Annotated in this window: 12 protein-coding genes; 4 read left to right on the top strand and 8 right to left on the bottom strand. The window is 60.8% G+C overall.

Going from position 1 to position 12,704, the window contains the following annotated elements; all coding sequences use genetic code 11:
* Window positions 1-34: 34 nt before the first annotated feature.
* The 6 genes from ACS5RD_RS24065 to ACS5RD_RS24040 all read right to left on the bottom strand — a co-directional run bounded on the left by ACS5RD_RS24065 (window position 35) and on the right by ACS5RD_RS24040 (window position 6,251).
* Entirely contained in the window at window positions 35-400 is a 366-nt protein-coding gene (locus ACS5RD_RS24065; RefSeq protein ID WP_489929437.1) for a 4a-hydroxytetrahydrobiopterin dehydratase, read from the bottom strand.
* Window positions 401-411: 11 nt separating this feature from the next.
* Window positions 412-1,560 (bottom strand): GNAT family N-acetyltransferase, encoded by a 1,149-nt coding sequence (locus tag ACS5RD_RS24060; RefSeq protein ID WP_489929436.1) that lies wholly within the window; start codon window positions 1,558-1,560, stop codon window positions 412-414.
* Between the two features lie 94 nt (window positions 1,561-1,654).
* Window positions 1,655-2,425, bottom strand: a complete 771-nt coding sequence (locus tag ACS5RD_RS24055; RefSeq protein WP_489929435.1) for a glycerophosphodiester phosphodiesterase family protein — start codon at window positions 2,423-2,425, stop codon at window positions 1,655-1,657.
* A complete protein-coding gene (locus ACS5RD_RS24050) occupies window positions 2,425-2,886 on the bottom strand; it encodes a RidA family protein (protein WP_304926524.1) in 462 nt (153 codons plus the stop codon). Before ACS5RD_RS24050 ends, ACS5RD_RS24055 begins: the two co-directional genes overlap by 1 nt.
* A gap of 261 nt (window positions 2,887-3,147) precedes the next feature.
* Window positions 3,148-4,518, bottom strand: coding sequence for an HlyD family type I secretion periplasmic adaptor subunit (locus tag ACS5RD_RS24045; protein ID WP_489929434.1), 1,371 nt, complete (start codon window positions 4,516-4,518; stop codon window positions 3,148-3,150).
* Window positions 4,515-6,251, bottom strand: a complete 1,737-nt coding sequence (locus ACS5RD_RS24040) for a type I secretion system permease/ATPase (protein ID WP_489929433.1) — start codon at window positions 6,249-6,251, stop codon at window positions 4,515-4,517. The genes ACS5RD_RS24045 and ACS5RD_RS24040 overlap by 4 nt, the downstream gene beginning before the upstream one ends.
* Before the next feature lie 285 nt (window positions 6,252-6,536).
* On the opposite strand from ACS5RD_RS24040, the gene ACS5RD_RS24035 reads away from it, so the two are divergent.
* Together ACS5RD_RS24035 and ACS5RD_RS24030 are read left to right on the top strand one after the other, a co-directional pair.
* Complete coding sequence (locus ACS5RD_RS24035; protein WP_489929432.1) at window positions 6,537-7,223, top strand: MlaA family lipoprotein; 687 nt, start codon at window positions 6,537-6,539, stop codon at window positions 7,221-7,223.
* On the top strand, window positions 7,213-7,824 hold the full coding sequence (locus tag ACS5RD_RS24030) for an MlaC/ttg2D family ABC transporter substrate-binding protein (protein WP_489929431.1): 612 nt from the start codon (window positions 7,213-7,215) through the stop codon (window positions 7,822-7,824). Before ACS5RD_RS24035 ends, ACS5RD_RS24030 begins: the two co-directional genes overlap by 11 nt.
* A gap of 76 nt (window positions 7,825-7,900) precedes the next feature.
* Here the strand turns inward: ACS5RD_RS24030 and ACS5RD_RS24025 are convergent, their stop codons facing one another.
* Together ACS5RD_RS24025 and ACS5RD_RS24020 are read right to left on the bottom strand one after the other, a co-directional pair.
* The gene (locus ACS5RD_RS24025; protein WP_489929430.1) at window positions 7,901-8,323 is read right to left on the bottom strand and encodes a VOC family protein; all 423 of its coding nucleotides are present in this window, start codon (window positions 8,321-8,323) and stop codon (window positions 7,901-7,903) included.
* Between the two features lie 185 nt (window positions 8,324-8,508).
* The gene (locus ACS5RD_RS24020; protein WP_054008214.1) at window positions 8,509-10,740 is read right to left on the bottom strand and encodes a transglycosylase domain-containing protein; all 2,232 of its coding nucleotides are present in this window, start codon (window positions 10,738-10,740) and stop codon (window positions 8,509-8,511) included.
* A gap of 252 nt (window positions 10,741-10,992) precedes the next feature.
* On the opposite strand from ACS5RD_RS24020, the gene ACS5RD_RS24015 reads away from it, so the two are divergent.
* Together ACS5RD_RS24015 and ACS5RD_RS24010 are read left to right on the top strand one after the other, a co-directional pair.
* On the top strand, window positions 10,993-11,331 hold the full coding sequence (locus ACS5RD_RS24015; protein WP_054008213.1) for a P-II family nitrogen regulator: 339 nt from the start codon (window positions 10,993-10,995) through the stop codon (window positions 11,329-11,331).
* A 13-nt stretch (window positions 11,332-11,344) separates the two neighbouring features.
* A complete protein-coding gene (locus ACS5RD_RS24010; RefSeq protein ID WP_202905662.1) occupies window positions 11,345-12,685 on the top strand; it encodes an ammonium transporter in 1,341 nt (446 codons plus the stop codon).
* Window positions 12,686-12,704: the final 19 nt, after the last annotated feature.

Here is a 12,704-nt window from a genome sequence, read left to right as displayed (position 1 = left end):
CATTCATGCCTATGTGAATGCAGAGTCACAAATCTTAGGCGATCCGGTTTGCGCGGGTTTCACACAGGCAGGAAATCGGCTCGGAGTGGTTGTGGATTACCTCGGCGCTGCCTGCGATTTTGTCCATTTGTTTGGCCAAGCTGATGTCCAAGGCCGATAGGCCCTTGCAGTCATGGGTGACCAGCGTGACATCGACGATATTGAATTTGTTCGACCATTCCGGGTGATGGTTCAGCTTTTCTGCCGCCAAAGCCGCGCGGGCCATAAAGCCCCAGGCTTCGGAAAAATTCTTGAATTTCCAAACTTTGCGGATCGCATCGCGGTCTGGAACGGCCCCCCATCCGGTTTCGCCCAAAGCGGGCAAAGCGGCGCGGTCTTCGGTGCTTAACAGCTCAGCCATGGTTCTTCCTTTCAATCTTCCGAGTCTACCCGGCGGAACGGGCCGTAAGCGGTCAGCACTTCAATTTCTTCGTCCACCGTGCGGCGTTCTTCCACAAGATACCGCGCCACGGCGTTACGGAAAGACCGATCTGCAACATAGTGCAGCGAATGCACCGGCATCGGCAGATAGCCGCGCGCGAGTTTGTGTTCACCCTGCGCACCCGCTTCAACCCGCGACAGGCCGTGGCTGATCGCCCAGTCGATGGCCTGATAGTAGCAGAGTTCAAAATGCAGGCAGGGGTGATCCTCGATGCAGCCCCAATAGCGGCCATAAAGCGTGTCGCGGCCGATGAAATTCAGCGCGCCCGCCACCGGGGTCTCGCCATTGAACGCCAGCACCAGCAGCACATCGTCGCGCATCGTGGATTGGATTTCATCGAAGAAGGCGCGGGTCAGATAGGGTGTGCCCCATTTGCGGCTGCCGGTGTCTTGATAGAAAATCCAGAACGCATCCCAATGCGCGGCTTCGATTTGATCTCCGGTCAGGGTGCGGATGGTGAGGCCAGAGGCGCGGGCGGTTTCGCGCTCCTTACGGATCATTTTGCGTTTGCGGCTGGAGAGGTCAGCAAGGAAATCATCAAACGCCGCGTAGCTGCGATTTTCCCAATGAAATTGTTGGGTTATGCGGTGCAGCAACCCGTGCTTGCCCGCCAGTGAGTCCGCTTCATCTTCGGTGCAGAAGGTGATGTGCAGCGAGGATAGGTTGTTCTGATCGGTGAGGCCAATGGCGGCCTCCAGCAGGGTCTCCCGTAGGGCGCGATCACCCAGAAACCGCCGCCCGGACGCTGGCGTGAACGGCACGGCCACTTGCAGTTTCGGGTAGTAGCTGCCGCCAGCGCGCTCCAACGCCTGCGCCCAACCGTGGTCAAAGATATACTCGCCCTGACTGTGGGATTTGACGTAAAGCGGCAGGGCGGCGACGGGGGTTTCATCGCGCAGGATCAGCGGGTGCGGCTGCCAGCCGGTGCCTTTCCCGGTGGAATGCGAGCGGTCCAGCGCGGATAAAAACCGATGCGTGGTGAAGGGGTCAAGTGGGCGGCCCGGTTCGGGGCAGGCGAGCGCATCCCACTCTGCCGCCGTCAGGTCAGACATGCCGTTGAGAAGCTCTGCTTGCATCATCCGCCTGTGTTTGCGGTAAGGCTGGGGGCCGTTTGGCCCCCAGACCCCCGAGAGTATTGCTGCCGCTGAGAAGATAGGTTGGCAGCGGATTTCGTCAATCGGGCAGCGCGGCGGCGTAGGCTTCAAAGGTGATATTCTGCGCAATTTTGCGGGCTTCGGCTTCAGCCGCAGGGCTGCGGATCGTCCAGCACAAAATTGCGGCGCCTTGGCATTTCAGATCAGCCACGCGGGGGCGGCTGAGGTCGGCGGCTTCGTGGCTGATGAAGCTGGAGAGGGTGCGGTCGTAATCGGGGATGGCGCGCAGGCGGTCGCAGGTTGTGGGGGAGAGGGGGGCCCAGTCGGCGGGGTCATAGGCCGAGGTGGTGAGGCCGCGCGGGATTTGCGGGGCGAGACGGGCGATGTGGGCGATAGAATGCGGGTTGAACGACATCACGGCGACCGGGCCTTGGTAGCTTGCCAGCTGCGCGGCGGTTGCAGCGTCAAGAGGGCCATCGGTGTCGGACATGGTGTCGGTCTGGTCTTTGATCTCGATCAGCAGCGGGGTGCGGCCTGCGACGAGAGTGAGGATTTCGGCTAGGGTCGGGATGGTTTCCTCGCTGTCGCGCAGTTTGATCTGGGCGAGGGCTGTGGCGGTGTGGTGTTTGATCAGGCCGGTGTGGGTGGTGAGACGATCGAGCGCCTCATCATGGAACACCATCGCAACCCCATCGCTGGACAGTTGCAGATCAATCTCGATGCCGTAGCCTGCCGTAATCGCAGCCGTAATCGCCCCCCGAGAGTTTTCGGGGCGACCCAAACTACGATCATGATAGGCGCGGTGGGCGAGGGGGGCGTTTAGGAACGCCGCAGGCAAGGGGACGCGCATCAGTTGATCTCGAAGATGCCTTCGATTTCCACCGCGACGCCGAAGGGGAGCGAGGCGGCGGAGACGGCGGAGCGGGCGTGGCGGCCTGCGTCGCCGAGGGCTGCGACGAGGAAATCTGACGCGCCGTTGATGACTTTGGGTTGGTCGGTGAAATCGGCGGTGGAGTTGACGAAGCCGACCAGTTTGACGGCGCGGACCACGCGGGAGAGATCGCCGCCGCAGGCTTTCTTCAGCTGCGCCAGCAGAGAGATCGCGCAGGCTTTCGCGGCTTCGGCCCCGGCCTCAACCGTCACATCGGCGCCGAGTTTGCCTTTGATCAGGCCAGCGGAGGTTTGGCTGATCTGGCCAGAGATGTGGACGAGGTTTCCGACCTGCACGAAGGGGACGTAATTGGCGGCCGGGGCGGGGGCGTCGGGGAGGGTGACGTTAAGCTCGGCGAGGCGGGATTCGATGCTGGACATTTTCGGCTCCTGATCAGGTTTGGCGGCAGGCTATCCGGCGCAAAGGCTGGGGGCAAGGCTTGCTTGGTCCCAACTCGGGACCTTTTTATAGTCTTTATTATCAAGGTGTTGATATATGACCGTTAAGAGATTTTTAACGATTTACCCAGTATTCAGAACAAACCTGTTCTTCTGGTCATCCTCTGTGCGCAAATATCCCACGGGGGTCCGGGGGTGTGAAACCCCCGGCTTTGGCCAAGCAGAGCGCCAGCTCGCAAGAAATCACCCCTCGCGGAACGCCAGTTTGAAGTAATCGGTGAACGGCTTCAAAAGGTAGCTCATCGGTGAGCGCGCGCCGGTTTCGATAAAGGCTTCCACCGGCATACCGGGCAGCAGGGTTTGGGTTTTCAGTTTGGCCAACTCGCCATCATCCAGCAGGATCTCGGCGCGGAAATAGCTGGCTTGGGTGCGCTGATCGACCAAAGCATCGGCGGAGATCGTGGCGACATGGCCAAAGATTTCCGGCGTGGTGCGGGCCGAAAACGCCGGGAAGGCGAGGCGGACGCGTTGGCCGACATGGACTTCGTCGATGTGGATAGGCTGGATTTGGGCGGTGATCACCAAGGGGCGGTCTTGCGGGATGATATACAGCACCGGTTCCGCTGCGCGCAGAACCGAGCGCGGCGAGGTGACTTGCAGGCCCAGCACAAGGCCCGAAACTGGGGCGCGGATGTCCAGCCGGGCGATGCGTTCGATCAAAGCGCGGCGGCGTTCGACCAGTTCCAAGGCTTGCGGACCAAGATCGCGCAGCTGAGTGTTGGCTTCTTCGCGACGCACGGCGGCAAGGCGCAACACTTCCAGATCAATCTCGGTGCCACGGCCTTCGGCTTGGGCTTTGGAGGCGATCAACTCACCCATGCTGCCTTGCAGGGAGGCCTTGTTGCGCTCTAGCTCCAATACGCGGCTGGATTGCGCGAGGCCCTTATCGAGCAGGGTTTGCTGCGCGATCAGTTCTTGTTCGATCAGGGCAAGCTGTTGTTTCAGCGCGTCAATCTGGGCGTTGATGCCCTCGATCTGCGAGGCGATTTGGCCGCCGCGTTTGACGAGTTGATCGCCTTGCCGCGCGAGGCTTTCCTTGCGGGCGAAGAACAGCTTGCGCTGGCCTTCAATCTGTTCGGCAACATCGGGGCGGGTTTTGGCAAGTTCGAAGATTTCACCCGTAAAGCTGGGCGCGTCTTTGTCGTCACGCTCGGCTTCCAGACGGGCTTTGCGGGCGAGCATTTCAAACAACTGGCCTTCGACGATGGCGAGTTCCGATTGCAGCAGGCTGCCGTCGAGGCGGATCAGAAGATCGCCTGCTTTCACGGCTTGGGCCTCTTTCACCGCGATTTCGGCGACAACGCCGCCATCGGGGTGGTTGACGATCTGCTTGTTCTGCTCGACCTCAAGCTGGCCATTGGCGACGATGGCACCGTCGATTTCGGTGGTCAGCGACCAGCCGCCGAAGCCGAACACCAGAAGCGCTACGGTGGTCAGGCCGATGATCACTGGGCGGCGGGCCGACCAAGCCGGGGCAAGGGTGGAGGGCGGGTTTTTCGCGGCTATTTTTTGCAGTTCTGTGCCATGCGGGCGTTCAGCGGGAAGGTGGGTCATGATACGCCTCCGGGTGCTGTCGCTTGGGTGATCTGGCTGTGGTTTTTCACCATCTCACGCAGCACGGCATCGCGGGGGCCGAAGGCGCGGCGCATGCCGTCTTCCAGCACCAGCAGCAGTTCACATTCCTGAATGGCGGCGGGGCGGTGCGCCATGATCAGCACCGCACCGCCTGCCTCTTTGGTGGTGCGGATCGCGGTGTTCAGCGCAATGGTGCCGTCATTGTCGAGGTTGGAGTTCGGCTCGTCCAGCACAAGGATCACCGGGTTGTTGTAGAGGGCACGGGCGAGGCCGATGCGCTGGATTTGGCCACCAGACAGCCGACCGCCGATCTGGCTGATGCGGGTGTCGTAGCCTTCGGGCAGTTTGATGATCATCTCATGCGCGGCGGCGCGTTTGGCGGCATCGACGATCTTGGTGGCATCGGCGTGGTCTTGCAGGCGGGCGATGTTCTCGGCAATCGTGCCGTCGAACAGAGTGATGCGCTGCGGCAGGTAGCCGACATAGCTGCCGAGGATGTCGGGGTCGTATTGATCCAGCGTCGCGCCATCGAGGCGGACTTTGCCGCCTGCGGGTTTCCACACGCCGATCAGCGCGCGGGCGAGGGTGGATTTGCCAGCGCCTGACGGCCCGATCACGCCGAGGGCTTGGCCGGGCTCTAGCCGGAAGTTGATGGCGCGCAAGACGGCTTGCTGTTCACCGGGCGGAATGACGGTGAGGTTTTGTGCTTCGAGAATTGCCTTAGGGTGCGGCAGCGCGGTGCGGGGCGGTTCCTCTGGCATTTTGGTCAGCAGGTCGGACAGGCGGCGGTTGGCTTCCTGCGCGCGGGTTATCACCGCCCATTGGCCGATGACTTGCTCGATCGGCGACAAAGCGCGGCCCATCAGGATGGAGCCTGCGATCATAGCACCCGAGGAGAGTTGGCCTTGCAGCACAAGGTAAGCGCCAAGGCCAAGCATGGCCGATTGCAGGAAGACGCGGAAGGTTTTGCTGATGCCGCCGAAGCTGCCTGCAAGGTCGCCCGCCTTGATGCTGGCGGCGAGCGCCGCGCCGCGGGCTTTTTGCCAGCGATCAAAGGTGGCGGTGGTCATGCCGAGGGCCTGCACGGTTTCGGATTCGCCCTTGATCAGGTCGGACATCCGCTCGGCCCCGAGGGTAAGGTTGTTGGTGCGGGTCAGGGGCGCGAGGGTGAGGCGTTGGTTCAGGATGGTGACGATCACCAAGATGATGCCGCCGACGAGCGAGAGCAGGAACAGATAGGGGTGGAAGATGTAGATCGCGATGAAGAACAGCGGCATGAACGGCAGGTCGAACAGGGCCAGGAGGACAGGCGAGGCCCAAAGCCGCTGGATCGCTTCAAGGTCGCGTTGGGCGGCGATGGCGGTGGGCTCATTCGGTTGCAGGGTCAGACGGCGCATCGCGGCGGAGAACACCCGGCGATCCAAGCGATCCTGCATTTTGGCACCGATGCGGGCCATGACGCGGGCGCGGACGTTGTCGAGGATGCCTAGGGCGAGGAACAGGAAGGTCACCAGCACCGACAGCGCGACGAGGGTGGCCACGGAGCGCGAACCCAGCACGCGGTCGTAGACCTGCAGCATGTAGAGCGAGCCGGTGAGTTGCAAGGCGTTGGCGAAGACCGAGAACAAAGCGACGGCCCACAAGAGGCCGCGTTGATCGGCCCGTGCCGCGCGAAGCTCTGCTTCCCCGCGACGGTTGTCTGTTTGGCTCATCGCCATCTCCGTTCCTGCCCGCAGCCTGCTTCACTTTGCAGCCTGTTTTTGTCCCGCAGCCCATTTTTACAGCCAAAAGGATCGGCGGAAAACATCCAGCGTCACCCCTTGGCCACGTTTGGCCGTTGTCTTAGATCGCTGCGCCGCTTATCGCTTGTCTTTCACAGACAAAATCTATGTTAGGCGCGTAAACCTCGGCGGGAATGTAGAAGTATGGCGCAAGTGATTCCATCTCTTTCTGAAACAATAAGCCGATTTAGCATTGGTTGTGTTGGGATTGCATTAATGCTGGCGGTGGCAGGTTGTGCCAAAGCGCCGGTTTCAGATGCGGTGAACGATCCGGCGGAGGGGTTTAACCGCAAAGTGTTCGCGTTCAACGTCGCGGTCGACAAGGCGGTTTTGCAGCCGGTGTCGGGCGTGGCGGGCAGTGGGCGGGGGCCGATTTTGACGGGGGTGCATAACTTTGCGGCGAACTTGGATACCCCCGGCGATATTGTGAACAACGTGTTGCAGGGGCGGTTGATGCGCGCGGCGCGCAATACCCTACGCTTTGGCGTGAACACCACGGCGGGGATCGGTGGGTTATTTGACCCCTCGACCGCTTTGGGGTTGCCTGCGCAGGAAACTGACTTTGGCGAGACGCTGTACGTCTGGGGCGTGGGGGAGGGCAACTATCAGATGTTGCCGATCCTTGGCCCGTCGACCGAGCGTGACACGGTGGGCATCGCGGTGGATTATGCGATCAATCCGCTGCGTTTCCTGATCAAATCACCGGAAAGTGACTATGTGACCGGCGCGAAGGTGATTGATAAGGTTGGATCACGCGCGCGCCATAGCGATACGGTGGATTCGATCCTATATGATAGCGCAGACCCCTATGCGCAGGCCCGCCTGCTGTATCTGCAAAACCGACACTATACGCTGGGCGAAGCCCCATCGGATGCAAGCTTTGAGGACCCCTATGCACAATAACCATTCCATGATGTCACGTCGCCGCTTTGCGGCTGGCTTTGCTTTGGGCTCGGTGGCGCTGGCTTTGCCGCTGCCGTCGCTGGCTTTGACGGTGGATGATGCCAAGGACATGATCGGCAAGGCGGTGGCTGAGATCAACACCACGATTGCCAGCGGTAAAAGCCAAACGGCGATGTATGTCGATTTTGAGCGGATTTTCAGCCGCTACGCCGATGTACCGACGATTGCGCGCTCGGCCTTGGGGGTTGCTGCCAAGAAGGCGTCTTCTGCGCAGATGGCCAGCTTTACCAAGGCTTTTCAGGGCTATATCAGCCGCAAATATGGTGCGCGGTTCCGCGAGTTTATTGGCGGCTCGATTGAAGTCACCGATGCCCGCCCGATCAAGAGCTATTACGAGGTGATCTCGGTGGCGCATCTGAAGGGCCAAGCGCCGTTCGATCTGCGCTGGCATGTGTCGGATAAATCTGGCCGCAACTTGTTCTTCAACATCATCATTGAAGGCGTGAATATGCTGGCGTCCGAGCGCACCGAAATCGGCGCGATGCTGGACAAGCGCGGTGGTAATATCGACAAGCTGATCGTCGATTTGAAAACCGCCTGAGCCGGGCTTTTTCTGCTAAAAATCAGGCGCATCCCGTGAGGGATGCGCCTTTTTTGTTGGAGCGTCTCGCGCTGGCTTAGTCTTGCGGCAGCATCTCGGGGTTCCAAACGATTTCCCATAGATGTCCGTCCGGGTCGCGAAAATAACCAGCATAGCCGCCGTAGAACGTATCTTGCGCGGGCTTGACGAGTTCGGCACCTGCGCGCTGCGCCGCGGCGAGGATTGCGTCAACTTCCTCGCGCTGCAGGACGTTGTGACCAAGGGTGAAGGCGGTGGGGTTGATCGGATGCTTTGGTAATCCAGTATCATGAGCAATGTCGTCTTGCGCCCAGATCGCCAGTTTCAGCCCGCCAGACAGATCGAAGAACGCCACCGCGCCATGCTCAAACTCGCGGCCGATGATGCCTTCGGTGGAAAGGCCAAGGCCATCGCGATAAAAGCGTAGCGCGCGTTCAAGATCGGCAACGCCCAGTGTGACAACGGAAATGCGTGGTTTCATGTTCATACCCTTCCTATCGGCACGCGCAGGATGCGCGCGCCTTGATAGTCTTGGGCCGTCACGTTTGTGACGGAAGGACCCGGCTGTCGCCGGGGGGCGGGCCAACCTTCCCGCGCCTAACCTGTTTCAGACAGGGGCAGGATAAGCCAGCTTGGCGCGCGGGATCAAGCCCGTGCGTCCATCTCTCAGTTGCCGCTTTTCAGGATGTCTTTCAGCAAAGCCTCAACCTGATCATCGCTGGGGTTCATCAGCGGCACAGAGGGTTCTGCGGGCTGTTGCTGATAAGCAGGGTCTTGAAAGGCTGGATCTTGTGGAAATTCGGCGTTCGGATCAATCGGCTGGTTTGACGCATTGCCCGCGTTTGGCGGCGCGCGGTATTCCGGCACGATCAACGGCAGTTCGCTGACAGGCACGCCGTCTTCAACGCGGGTCATCACCTCGTGCCAAATCTCGGCGGGCAGGCCGCCGCCGGTGACACCTTTTAGCGGCGTATTGTCATCATAGCCAATCCAGACGCCGGTGACGTAATCGGCGGTGAAGCCGATGAACCAGGCATCGCGCGCCGCACTTGTGGTGCCGGTTTTGCCTGCAGCCGGGCGGCCATCAAGGCGGGCGCGCGTGCCGGTGCCACTCTCAACAACCTTGGACATCATGAATGTGAGCAGTTTGGCAGCGTTTTCTGAAATCACGCGCTCGCCAATACCGCCGCCCGCGCCCATCAGGCTTTCTTCCTCGCCCTTGAGTTTGAGTTCAACCAGCCCGTAGGGCGTCACCGCAGAGCCGCCGTTCAGGATGCCGGCATAGGCCCCGGTCATCTCAATCAGGGTGGATTCCGAGGCCCCGAGTGCCAGCGCCGGGCCGGGAGCGATGTCGTTCAGGATGCCGAAGCCTTTGGCGACCTTTGCAACGGCTTCACGCCCGACCGCTTCCGAGACGCGGACGGCGGGGATGTTGCGGCTTTCTTCCAAGGCTTGGGTCAGGGTGATCAAGCCTTTGAATTTTTTGTCGTAGTTGTCCGGTGTCCAAGCGCCAGAGCCGGGAATATGCAGGGTGAGCGGCACATCCTCGACATAATCCGAAGGCGACCAGCCGAGATCTAGCGCTGCGGCGTAGACGAAGGGTTTGAACGAGGATCCGGTCTGGCGCAGCGCTTGCGTCGCGCGGTTGAACGCGCCCGCGTTTTCGGTTTTGCGCCCGCCGACCATGGCACGCACGGCGCCGTCGGCGCTCATCACCACAATCGCGGCTTGGGCTTTCGAGCCTTTGGCGACCTTGTTGTCAAACACCCACGCGAGGGCGTCTTCAGCATCCTTTTGCAGTTTCTGATCCAGCGTGGTGCGCATGATCACGTCTTCGGTTGTGGTCGAGGTCAGGAAATCCGGCGCGGTTTCCATCACCCAGTCAGCGAAGAAGCCGCCGGATTTGGTTTGCGCGGCTTCGGACAGCTGGGCCGGATGCGCATGGGCGTTGGCGGCTTCTTCGGCGGTGAGATAACCCTGTTCCAACATCAGATCGATGATCACATCGGCGCGGTCTTGTGCGCGTTTCAGGCTGTTGGTGGGGGCGTATTTCGACGGGGCTTTCAACAGGCCTGCCAGCATCGCGGCTTGAGCCGGGGTCAGGTCATTGGCGGAGGTGCCGAAATAGCGCTGGGCTGCGGCTTCAAACCCGCGCGCACCGGCACCGAGATAGGCGCGGTTGAAGTAGATCGTCAGGATTTCTTCCTTGGTGTATTTCGCTTCCATCGCAATGGCATAGGGGATCTCTTTCAGCTTGCGCTTGACGCCGCCTCCGCGACAGTCGGCTTCATAATCAGCCTCTGACTTCCACTGTTTCGGGTCATAGGGCACGCCGAGGCACAGCAGTTTCGCGACCTGTTGGGTGATGGTCGAGCCGCCGTTGCCTTCGAGCGGGCCGCGCCCTGCGGCCAAGTTGATGCTGATCGCCGAGGCGATGCCGCGGGGGCTGACGCCGAAGTGTTGGTAGAAGCGTTTGTCTTCGGTCGCGATGACGGCGTGCAGCAGGTAGGGCGAGACGGTGTCGGCGGTGATCTGTCCGCCGAAGGTTTCACCCCGCCAAGCGAAGACGGTGTCGTTGCGGTCTAAGAGGGTGACCGAGCCTTTGGCGCGGCCGTCGAGCAGCGCGTTCACTGGGGGTAGTTGCTGGTAGAAATAGAACACGATGCCCGCCAGCACCATGCCGCACACCGCGCCAACGCGCCAGAACGTGCCCCAGATGATCCGCCAGATGCCCGAGATGAAGCGGGTGAGCAGATTGCCTGACCGACGCGGCGCTGCCTTGCGCGGCGCGGGTGTACGCGGCGGCGGGGTGCCGCGCCCGCCTGTGGTAGCCGCTTTTTGCGCGATATACCGCCGGTCTGCCACCAGCGATTTGCCGCCTTTGCCCGATGTCGCCATGCCTGTTTTTGCCCTTTTAAGCGGTTTTTACCACTCTACTCGGTTCACCGGGAAATGCGAAGCGGCGGTGCGGGCGATTCGCGGTTCCTTGCCGCTTAAATTTGCATCGCAGGCGTGAAGCAGTGATTAAATATTGGGCAATGACCCCCTGCGCCCAATTTTTACGCCATCTGAAACTTGTGCTGCAGGTGCGAAGGCCGCCTGATCACGAGTGGGGGTCGTCAAGGGCCTTGGGAAACAAAGGGGTGCATCGTGAAAATGATCATAGCTGCCATCAAGCCCTACAAGCTGGACGAGGTCCGCGAAGCGCTGACCGCGATCGGCGTGCAGGGGATGATGGTGACAGAAATCAAGGGTTTCGGCATGCAGTCGGGCCATACCGAAATCTACCGCGGTGCAGAATATGCGGTGAATTTCGTGCCGAAAATGCGGCTGGAGATCGTCGTCACCGATGCGCTGGCCGACGCGGTGGTGGAGGCGATCACCAAGACTGCCCGCACCGGCAAGATCGGCGACGGCAAGATTTTCGTATTGAATGTGGAAAGCGCCCTGCGGGTGCGCACCGGCGATGTCGATGACGATGCGCTGTGAGAGGGGACAGAACATGCTGAAGAAATTAGGACTGAGCGCAGCGGCGATCATGGCGGCCTTGCCCGCTTTGGCGCAGACCGCGACGGATGCCACCGCTCCGGTGGTTGAGGCTGCGGCTCCGGTGATGGACAAGGGCGATGTGGCGTGGATGATGACCTCGACCGCGCTGGTGCTGTTCATGACGATCCCCGGCCTTGCGCTGTTTTACGGCGGCTTGGTGCGCAGCAAGAACATGCTGTCGATCCTGATGCAGACCACTTTGATCGCCTGCATGGTGATGGTGATCTGGGTGCTGTACGGCTATTCGGTGACCTTCGGCGGCGGCACTTCGCCCTATTGGGGCGGCTTCGGCAAGCTGTTCTTGTCGGGTGTGACGGCGGATAGCATGTCGGCGACGTTCTCGGCGGGGTATGTCATCCCGGAATACGTGTTCATCGCCTTCCAGATGACCTTTGCCGCGATCACCCCCGGCCTGATCATCGGTGCCTTTGCCGAGCGTGTGAAATTCACCGCCGTTCTGGCGTTCTGCGCTTTGTGGGTGACGTTTGTCTACTTCCCGATCGCGCATATGGTTTGGGATGCATCGGGCCTGCTGTTCGTGATGGGTGCGATTGACTTTGCAGGCGGCACGGTTGTGCATATCAACGCAGGCATCGCGGCTTTGGTTGGTTGCCTCGTGATCGGCAAGCGGGTTGGCTATGGCAAAGAAAACATGGCGCCGCATTCGATGGTGATGACGATGATCGGCGCGTCGATGCTGTGGTTCGGCTGGTTTGGCTTCAACGTCGGCTCGAACTTGGAAGCCAATGGCGGCGCGACGCTGGCGATGATCAACACCTTCGTCGCCACCGCTGCGGCAACTTTGGCTTGGTCGCTGTTGGAAGGCATCCAGCGCGGCAAAGCGTCGATGCTGGGTGCGGCTTCGGGTATGGTGGCCGGTCTGGTCGCAATCACCCCGGCTTGTGGCACAGTGGGCCCGATGGGTGCGATTGCACTGGGCGTGATTGCGGTGCTGGGCTGCTACTTCTTTGTCACCGTGGTGAAGAACAAGTTCCAGTATGACGACAGCCTTGATGTGTTCGGCATCCACGGCGTCGGCGGGATCATCGGTGCAGTGCTGACCGGGGTGTTCTCGGCGGGTTCGCTGGGTGGCGTCAAAGGCGATGATTACTCCATCGGCGCACAGGTCTGGATCCAGATCGAAGCGGTTGCGATCACCTTGGTGTGGTCGGGCGTGATCTCGTTCATCATCTACAAGCTGATCGACATGACCATCGGGCTGCGCGTGGATGCGGATACCGAGCGTCAGGGCCTTGATCTGGCTTCGCATGGTGAAGCGGCGTATCATGGCTGATAACGTCAACACCCGGTGG

The sequence above is a fragment of the Cypionkella sp. PAMC25878 genome (assembly GCF_058135695.1).
This window is presented reverse-complemented; position numbering and strand designations above follow the sequence as displayed.